Source organism: Enterobacter sp. HK-058-C-ECC (assembly GCF_047531125.1).
In the GTDB taxonomy this organism is placed as follows: Bacteria; Pseudomonadota; Gammaproteobacteria; order Enterobacterales; family Enterobacteriaceae; genus Enterobacter; species Enterobacter quasiroggenkampii.
This window is the reverse complement of sequence record NZ_JBLKCH010000007.1, coordinates 1-8,616: the sequence shown is the minus strand read 5'-3', so window position 1 is coordinate 8,616 and position 8,616 is coordinate 1. Positions and strand designations below refer to the sequence as shown.

At 58.4% G+C, this 8,616-nt stretch carries 10 protein-coding genes and 1 riboswitch; of the genes, 6 read left to right on the top strand and 4 right to left on the bottom strand.

The features are described 5' to 3' along the window. From ACMWJS_RS14575 to ACMWJS_RS14560, 4 genes are all read right to left on the bottom strand, one after another. Positions 1-744 (bottom strand): HesA/MoeB/ThiF family protein (locus ACMWJS_RS14575; protein ID WP_414747237.1); only part of this gene is annotated, 744 nt, incomplete at its 3' end. Continuing rightward, positions 737-1,372, bottom strand: coding sequence for a thiamine phosphate synthase (gene thiE / locus ACMWJS_RS14570; protein WP_104949693.1), 636 nt, complete (start codon positions 1,370-1,372; stop codon positions 737-739). The genes ACMWJS_RS14575 and thiE, both read right to left, overlap by 8 nt. Continuing rightward, on the bottom strand, positions 1,372-3,267 hold the full coding sequence (gene thiC, locus ACMWJS_RS14565; RefSeq protein ID WP_045909517.1) for a phosphomethylpyrimidine synthase ThiC: 1,896 nt from the start codon (positions 3,265-3,267) through the stop codon (positions 1,372-1,374). The genes thiE and thiC overlap by 1 nt, the downstream gene beginning before the upstream one ends. Positions 3,268-3,346: 79 nt before the next feature. Next, positions 3,347-3,455, bottom strand: a riboswitch (TPP riboswitch). Between the two features lie 54 nt (positions 3,456-3,509). Beyond that, a complete protein-coding gene (locus ACMWJS_RS14560; RefSeq protein ID WP_045909516.1) occupies positions 3,510-3,995 on the bottom strand; it encodes an Rsd/AlgQ family anti-sigma factor in 486 nt (161 codons plus the stop codon). 95 nt (positions 3,996-4,090) lie between these two features. Here ACMWJS_RS14560 and nudC point away from each other — a divergent pair, with 95 nt between their 5' ends. From nudC to ACMWJS_RS14530, 6 genes are all read left to right on the top strand, one after another. Then, positions 4,091-4,864: an NAD(+) diphosphatase gene (gene nudC, locus ACMWJS_RS14555; RefSeq protein WP_045909515.1), complete on the top strand. Its 774-nt coding sequence runs from the start codon at positions 4,091-4,093 to the stop codon at positions 4,862-4,864. Between the two features lie 38 nt (positions 4,865-4,902). Further along, positions 4,903-5,967 carry a uroporphyrinogen decarboxylase gene (gene hemE / locus ACMWJS_RS14550; RefSeq protein WP_414747236.1) on the top strand — a complete coding sequence of 355 codons (1,065 nt, stop codon included), beginning with the start codon at positions 4,903-4,905 and terminating at the stop codon, positions 5,965-5,967. Positions 5,968-5,976: 9 nt separating this feature from the next. Continuing rightward, positions 5,977-6,648 carry a deoxyribonuclease V gene (nfi, locus tag ACMWJS_RS14545; RefSeq protein ID WP_021242964.1) on the top strand — a complete coding sequence of 224 codons (672 nt, stop codon included), beginning with the start codon at positions 5,977-5,979 and terminating at the stop codon, positions 6,646-6,648. 41 nt (positions 6,649-6,689) lie between these two features. After that, positions 6,690-7,280 (top strand): YjaG family protein, encoded by a 591-nt coding sequence (locus tag ACMWJS_RS14540; protein ID WP_008503468.1) that lies wholly within the window; start codon positions 6,690-6,692, stop codon positions 7,278-7,280. 186 nt (positions 7,281-7,466) lie between these two features. Further along, on the top strand, positions 7,467-7,739 hold the full coding sequence (gene hupA, locus ACMWJS_RS14535) for a nucleoid-associated protein HU-alpha (protein ID WP_002445246.1): 273 nt from the start codon (positions 7,467-7,469) through the stop codon (positions 7,737-7,739). 11 nt (positions 7,740-7,750) lie between these two features. After that, a complete protein-coding gene (locus ACMWJS_RS14530) occupies positions 7,751-8,443 on the top strand; it encodes a DUF1481 domain-containing protein (RefSeq protein ID WP_045909513.1) in 693 nt (230 codons plus the stop codon). Positions 8,444-8,616: the final 173 nt, after the last annotated feature.

Here is an 8,616-nt window from a genome sequence, read left to right as displayed (position 1 = left end):
CCGTGGACGCAGGGCTGCTATCGCTGCCTGTGGCCGGACGATGCCGAGCCGACGCGCAACTGCCGTACGGCGGGCATCAAACAGCCGCAGCGTATTGCGTTCCGTCTCCATGCCGCTGAGCAGCTTGATAGCCTCCAGCGCCTGCATGGTGCCCATCACGCCGACCACCGGACCAAGTATGCCCGCCGTACGGCAGTTGCGCGTCGGCTCGGCATCGTCCGGCCACAGGCAGCGATAGCAGCCCTGCGTCCACGGTGGCGTCAGAACCATCATTTGCCCGCCGAACCCCACCGCGCTGGCGGTGATAAGCGGCGTATGATTGGCCACGCAGGCGGCGTTGATCGCCTGGCGCGTCGCCATGTTGTCGGTACAGTCCAGCACCACGTCGGCAAGGGCGACTTCACGGTGCAGGCTTTCACCGCTAAGACGCTCCTGTAAGGCAATCAGCTCGATATCCGGGTTAAGCTGGTTCAGCCGCTGCCGGGTGATTTTCGCTTTCGGCTGGTTGATATCGTCGGTAGTAAAGAGGATTTGCCGCTGCAGATTGCTGAGGTGGACCTCATCGTCGTCGGCCAGCACCAGCGTGCCGATACCCGCACCTGCCAGATAGAGCGCGGCGGGTGCACCTAATCCTCCCAGGCCAACAATCAGCACCCGGCTGGCGAGCAGTTTTTGCTGGCCGTCGATGGCGATATCCTCCAGCAGGATCTGACGGCTGTAGCGCATAAAGTCGCGATCATTCATCGCCTGCTCCTGCCAGCTGTAAAAGCTGTTCGGTAGCGGACCGCCAGTCTGCGGCCTGGGTGATGGCGCTGACGACGGCGATGCTGCCGACGCCGGTCTCCAGCACCGCCGGGGCACGTTCAAGGCTGATTCCGCCGATGGCGACGGTGGGGTAATCGGCAAGGCGTTTAACGTGACTCGCCAGTTGCGTCAGACCCTGCGGTGCGGAGGGCATCTGCTTGGTTTGCGTCGGGAAGACGTGACCGAGCGCGATATAAGAGGGACGGGCCGCCAGGGCCACGTCGATCTCCATGTCATCGTGCGTTGACACGCCAAGACGCAGCCCGGCTTCACGGATTGCGCTCAGATCCGTTGTTTCCAGGTCCTCCTGACCCAGATGCACGCCGTACGCCCGGTGCTTAACGGCCAGCCGCCAGTAGTCGTTGATAAACAGCCGGGCGTTATACCGACGCCCCAATGCAATGGCGGCAACCACATCGGCTTCCACCTCGTCATCGCGCTTATCCTTGATGCGCAACTGGAGGGTGCGAACGCCTGCCTCCAGCAGTCGCGCTATCCACGCCACGCTGTCCACCACCGGATAGAGTCCTAAACGGTAGGGGACGGGTGGGAAATCGGGCTGGTACATTACGCCTCCTCTTTTTTGAGGTAGATTTCGCCGCCTTTGGCGCGGAAGGTTTCAGACATGTCCGCCATACCCACTTCAATGGTTTGCGTGGCGGCGTAGTCGCGCACTTCCTGGCTGATTTTCATCGAGCAGAATTTTGGTCCGCACATGGAGCAGAAGTGCGCGACTTTGCCCGATTCCTGCGGCAGGGTTTCGTCGTGGTAGGCGCGGGCGGTGAACGGGTCCAGCGCCAGGTTGAACTGATCTTCCCAGCGGAATTCAAAGCGCGCCTTCGACATGGCGTTATCGCGGATTTGCGCGCCCGGATGGCCCTTGGCCAGATCCGCCGCGTGGGCGGCAATTTTGTAGGTAATCAGCCCTTGCTTCACGTCCTCTTTGTTTGGCAGGCCGAGGTGCTCTTTCGGCGTCACGTAGCAGAGCATGGCGCAGCCGAACCAGCCGATCATCGCCGCGCCAATGCCTGACGTGAAGTGGTCGTAGCCCGGCGCAATATCGGTGGTTAACGGTCCCAGGGTGTAGAACGGCGCTTCGTGGCAGTGCTCCAGCTCCTCGGTCATGTTGCGGCGGATCATCTGCATCGGCACGTGTCCCGGGCCTTCAATCATCACCTGCACGTCATACTCCCAGGCGATTTTGGTCAGTTCGCCCAGCGTGTGCAGCTCGGCAAACTGCGCTTCGTCGTTGGCGTCACGGATGGAGCCCGGGCGCAAGCCGTCGCCCAGCGACAGGGAGACGTCATAAGCGGCGCAGATTTCGCAGATCTCGCGGAAGTGTTCGTAGAGGAAATTCTCCTGGTGATGGGAGAGGCACCACTTCGCCATGATGGAACCGCCGCGCGAGACGATACCGGTCAGACGCTTCGCGGTCATCGGCACGTAGCGCAGCAGCACGCCCGCGTGAATGGTGAAGTAGTCGACGCCCTGCTCGGCCTGCTCCAGCAACGTGTCGCGGAACGCTTCCCAGGTCAGATCTTCGGCAATGCCGTTGACCTTCTCCAGCGCCTGATAAATCGGGACGGTGCCAATCGGAACCGGGCTGTTACGCAGGATCCACTCGCGTGTTTCGTGAATATAGCGGCCGGTGGAGAGATCCATTACCGTGTCCGCGCCCCAGCGCGTTGACCAGACCAGCTTTTCAACCTCTTCTTCGATGGAGGAGGTGACGGCCGAGTTACCGATGTTAGCGTTAACCTTCACCAGGAAGTTGCGGCCGATAATCATCGGCTCGGATTCCGGGTGGTTGATGTTGGCGGGGATAATCGCGCGCCCGGCGGCCACTTCGTCACGCACGAATTCCGGCGTGATGTTCTCCGGCAGTCGCGCGCCAAAGCCCTCTCCCGGATGCTGGTAGCGCAGCACTTCGCTGCGGATACGCTCGCGGCCCATGTTCTCGCGGATGGCGATGAACTCCATCTCCGGCGTGACGATCCCCTGGCGGGCGTAGTGCAGCTGGGTCACGCATTTGCCCGCTTTGGCACGTTTTGGCGTCAGCAGGCCGGTAAAGCGCAGCGCGTCCAGACCGTCGTCGGCCAGGCGTTCTTTGGTGTACGCAGAACTGCGTACGCTCAGTTCTTCGCAGTCGTTACGTGCCTCTATCCACGGCTGGCGCAGCTTTGCCAGACCCTGCTGAACGTTGATCGTAACAGAGGGATCGCCGTACGGGCCGGAGGTGTCATACACCGGTACGGCTTCGTTGTCTTCATACTGCGGATTCTCTTTGCTGCCGCCGATAAGCGTCGGGCTAAGCTGGATTTCGCGCATCGGGACGCGGATATCGGCCTGCGAGCCGGAAATGTAGATGCGTTTCGAGTTCGGGAAAGCGGTGCCTTCCAGGGTGTCGATGAAGTGTTGGGCCTGTGCGCGCTGTTCGCGGCGGGTCAGTTTTGCAGTAGACATAGCTCATTCCAAAAGTGAAGGACATGGCTTGTCAGACGACGGATGAAGCAAGAGAGGATCGCCCGGGGGGCGATACAACAGCAGTGTGACTCTTGTTCCCTTCGCAGGTATTAGCCTGATCAGGTTCCGCGGATCCCGAATTAACGGTCTCAGCCCGGCTTTCGCTCTGGGCACTCCGACAAGAAAAATCCCCCTCGTGAGAGGGGCGAATGGTTGTAAATTACTCGTTAACGATTAAGAACTCAAGCCGGGCGCGCGACGTTATCTTCGGGGCTGGCATCCAGGACGAGGCTAATCAGCCTATCTTCCAGCGTGAATCGCTCCTCCAGCGCTTCACCGAGGTCGGATAATGCCCGCTGAAACTCAAGGTAGTTATCGTGATCGATGGCATTCTCGAGCGTGGAATCATAGTAATCCATGATCTGCTGGGTGTTGGCCTCCAGCAGCGGATAGAGTTTGCTGGCCGCTAAATACGGCGTTGTCCCTTCCATTTCGCGGATAATGCGTTCATAAATATTGAAATGGCCGTCGGACAGATAGTCGACCAGGCCCTGACAAAAATCATCCAGCGCTTTTTCGTTCAGCCGCATAAACGATTCTTTGCCAGGCTTAATGCCGACCAGATTGTAATAAGCCACGAGTAGATGCTTGCGCACATGAAGCCAGCGATCCACCAGTTTGTTACTTCCTCTAACGCGCTCAGTCAGGCTTTCTAGCTGGTTTAACATGGTCGACTCCGCAAAGTGTAGGATTGAATCTGCTTATCCAGAATGTAACCACAATGCTAACAACATGTCAGTGAAGCGAAGGTAGTGCAATAGATATGGATCGTATTATTGAAAAATCAGATCTGGGTTGGTGGATCGTCAGCCACGAACAAAAATTATGGTTGCCCGGTGGAGAACTGCCCTACGGTGCGGCGGAAACGTTCGATCTCGTGGGCCAGCCAGCGCTGAAGATCGGCGAGTGGCAGGGTGAGCCCGTGTGGTTGATCCAGCAAGCGCGTCGTCAGGATATGGGATCCGTTCGCCAGGTGTTGGATCTGGACGTGGGTCTGTTCCAGCTGGCGGGGCGCGGCGTGCAGCTGGCGGAGTTTTATCGCTCGCATAAATACTGCGGCTATTGCGGTCATACCATGCGTCCGAGCAAAACCGAGTGGGCGATGCTCTGCAGCCACTGCCGCGAGCGCTACTATCCGCAGATTGCGCCGTGCATCATCGTCGCTATCCGCCGGGATGATTCTATTTTGCTGGCGCAGCATACCCGCCATCGCAACGGCGTTCACACCGTGCTGGCCGGCTTCGTCGAGGTGGGCGAAACGCTGGAGCAGGCGGTGGCGCGCGAGGTGATGGAGGAGAGCGGGATCAAAGTGAAGAACCTGCGCTACGTCACCTCCCAGCCGTGGCCGTTCCCGCAGTCGCTGATGACGGCCTTTATGGCCGAATACGACAGCGGCGAGATCGTTATCGATCAGAAAGAGCTGCTGGACGCGAACTGGTATCGCTACGACGATTTACCGCTGTTACCACCGCCGGGGACCGTGGCGCGCCGGCTGATAGAAGATACCGTAGCGATGTGTCGGGCCGAGTATGAGTAGTGTTACACTGAGGCCATGACGCTTAAGGAACTGCAAAAATGACCGAACTGAAGAACGATCGTTATCTGCGTGCGCTGCTGCGCCAGCCCGTTGATGTCACCCCGGTGTGGATGATGCGCCAGGCGGGACGCTATCTGCCAGAGTACAAAGCCACGCGCGCGCAGGCGGGCGATTTTATGTCGCTGTGCAAAAACGCCGAGCTGGCCTGTGAAGTGACGCTCCAGCCGCTGCGCCGCTTCCCGCTGGATGCGGCGATCCTCTTCTCGGATATTCTGACCATTCCGGATGCCATGGGCCTGGGCCTGTACTTTGAAACGGGTGAAGGCCCGCGTTTCACTTCTCCGATTAAAAGCAAAGCCGACGTGGACAAGCTGCCGATCCCCGATCCGGAAGGCGAGCTGGGCTACGTGATGAATGCCGTGCGCACCATTCGCCGCGAGCTGAAAGGTGAAGTGCCGCTGATTGGCTTCTCCGGCAGCCCGTGGACGCTGGCGACCTATATGGTGGAAGGGGGCAGCAGCAAAGCCTTCACCCTGATTAAAAAGATGATGTACGCCGAGCCGCTGGCCCTGTATGCGCTGCTCGACAAGCTGGCGAAGAGCGTCACGCTCTATCTGAACGCGCAGATTAAAGCCGGTGCACAGTCGGTGATGATTTTCGACACCTGGGGCGGCGTGCTGACCGGCCGCGATTATCAGCAGTTCTCCCTGTACTACATGCATAAAATCGTCGACGGCCTGCTGCGTGAAAACGAAGGCCGCCGCGTGCCGGTGACGCTGTTCACCAAAGGTGGCGGCCAGTGGCTGGAAGCGATGGCGGGCACCGGCTGCGACGCGCTGGGTCTCGACTGGACCACCGATATTGCCGATGCCCGCCGCCGCGTGGGCGACAAAGTGGCGCTGCAGGGCAATATGGACCCGTCCATGCTCTATGCACCGCCTGCCCGCATTGAAGAAGAAGTGTCGACTATACTGTCTGGTTTCGGCCAGGGGGAAGGCCACGTCTTTAACCTCGGCCACGGTATTCATCAGGATGTACCGCCAGAGCACGCAGGCGTATTTGTGGAGGCGGTGCATCGGCTTTCTGCCCAGTATCACAAGTAAGGAGTCGTTATGGATCTCGCGTCGCTACGCGCTCAACAAATCGAACTGGCCTCATCGGTGATCCGCGAGGATCGTCTGGATAAGGATCCTCCGCAGTACATTGGCGGAGCAGACGTCGGGTTCGAGCAGGGTGGGGACGTGACGCGAGCGGCGATGGTGGTACTGAAGTACCCTTCGCTCGAGCTGGTGGAGTACAAGGTCGCGCGTATTGCCACCACCATGCCCTATATTCCCGGCTTTCTCTCCTTTCGCGAATATCCCGCGCTGCTGGCAGCGTGGGAGCAGCTCTCGCAAAAACCTGACCTGCTGTTTGTCGATGGGCACGGGATCTCACACCCGCGCCGTTTAGGCGTTGCCAGCCACTTTGGGCTGCTGGTGGATGTGCCGACCATTGGCGTTGCCAAGAAACGCCTGTGCGGCGCGTTTGAGCCACTTTCCGCCGAGCCGGGTGCGCTGGCGCCGCTCATCCATAAGGGCGAGCAGCTGGCGTGGGTCTGGCGCAGCAAGGCTCGCTGTAATCCGCTGTTCATCGCCACCGGCCATCGGGTAAGCATGGACAGCGCTCTGGCGTGGGTACAGCGCTGCATGAAGGGCTACCGCTTACCGGAGCCGACGCGCTGGGCTGACGCGGTGGCCTCTTCGCGTCCGGCTTTTGTTCGTTGGCAGGAAATTCAGCGATGATTCAGGTAAACTGCGCCTAATTTTCGATTCGAGAGATCATCATGCTACAAAACCCGATTCACCTGCGCCTTGAAAAGCTGGAAAGCTGGCAGCACGTCACCTTTATGGCTTGCCTGTGCGAGCGCATGTATCCCAACTATGCCGCGTTCTGCAAGCAGACGGGCTTTGGTGATGGCCATATTTACCGCCGCATTCTGGATCTGATCTGGGAAACGCTGACGGTGAAAGACGCGAAGGTGAATTTCGACTCTCAGCTTGAAAAGCTGGAAGAGGCGATTCCGGTGGCGGATGATTTTGACCTGTACGGCGTCTACCCGGCAATTGATGCCTGTGTGGCGTTAAGCGAATTGCTCCACTCCCGCCTGAGCGGTGAGACGCTGGAGCACGCTATCGAAGTCAGTAAGGCCTCTATCACTACCGTGGCGATGCTGGAAATGACCCAGGAAGGTCGCGAAATGACCGACGAAGAGCTGCGCGCAAACCCGGCCGTTGAGCAAGAATGGGATATCCAGTGGGAAATTTTCCGCCTGCTGGCAGAGTGTGAAGAACGCGATATTGAACTGATAAAAGGGCTGCGTGCGGACTTACGTGAGGCCGGTGAGAGTAATATTGGTATAATTTTTAACCAATGAGATAAGAAAACTTGAGATAACGCCCGTTTTGTCGCTCCTCGACTCTTCCCTTTCGCCCCTTGTCTGGTCTACATTTGGGGGGCGAAAAAAAGTGGCTATCGGTGCGTGTATGCAGGAGAGTGCTTTTTTGGCATTTTCGTCGCACTCGATGCTTAGCAAGCGATAAACACATTGAAAGGATAACTTATGAACAAGACTCAACTGATTGATGTAATTGCGGACAAGGCTGATCTGTCTAAAGTGCAGGCTAAAGCTGCTCTGGAATCTACCCTGGCTGCTATTACTGAGTCTCTGAAAGAAGGCGATGCTGTACAACTGGTTGGTTTCGGTACCTTCAAAGTGAACCACCGCGCTGAGCGTACTGGCCGCAACCCGCAGACCGGTAAAGAAATCAAAATCGCCGCAGCGAACGTGCCGGCATTTGTTTCTGGTAAAGCACTGAAAGACGCAGTTAAGTAAGACGCGTGGCAGTGAACAGTTTTAGCGAAGGGGCGGCAACGCCCCTTTTGTCTTTCTGGCGCGGAACGCTCGCGCTGGCGGGCATGCTGCTGCTGTCAGCCTGTAGCCACGACACCGCTTTGCCGCCGTTTACCGCCAGCGGCTACGCGGACAACCAGGGCGCGGTCAGGATCTGGCGTAAAGATTCCGGCGGCGAAGTGCATCTGCTTTCTGCCTTCAGCCCGTGGCATAGCGGCAATACGTCGACGGCGGAGTATCGCTGGCAGGGAGATGACCTGTCGCTGATTGAGCTGAACGTCTACAGCAAGACCCCCGAACACGTGAAAGTGCGTTTTGACGACCATGGCGAGCTGAGCTTTATGCAGCGCGAAGTCAGCGGTCAAAAACAGCAGCTTTCAAGCGATCAAATCGCCCTCTACCGTTACCGGGCCGAACAAATCCGCCAGACCAGCGATGCGCTTCGTCTGGGACGCGTCGTGCTACGCCAGGGGCGCTGGCATAACGACGGGACGGTGACGACCTGCGAAGGGCAAACGGTCAAGCCTGAGCTCGAGTCCTGGGCGACCGAACACATTCAACGCCGTCAGCGTCATTCATCAATGGAAGTGAGTGTGGCGTGGCTTGAGGCGCCGGAAGGTTCTCAATTGCTATTGGTGGCGAACGAAGACTTCTGCACCTGGCAGCCGACAGAGAAAAGTTTCTGAGTTCTGTGGATTAAGCCGGATGGCGCTGACGCTTATCCGGCCTACGAACGATCCCCTCTCCCCATGGGAGAGGGTGTACAGTCCGGGGACATAGTGAACACTTGTTCGGGGACATGGTAGACACTTACAACTAAGGCATAAGAACCCGTTTATGGAGTCGCTTATGCCCTGGG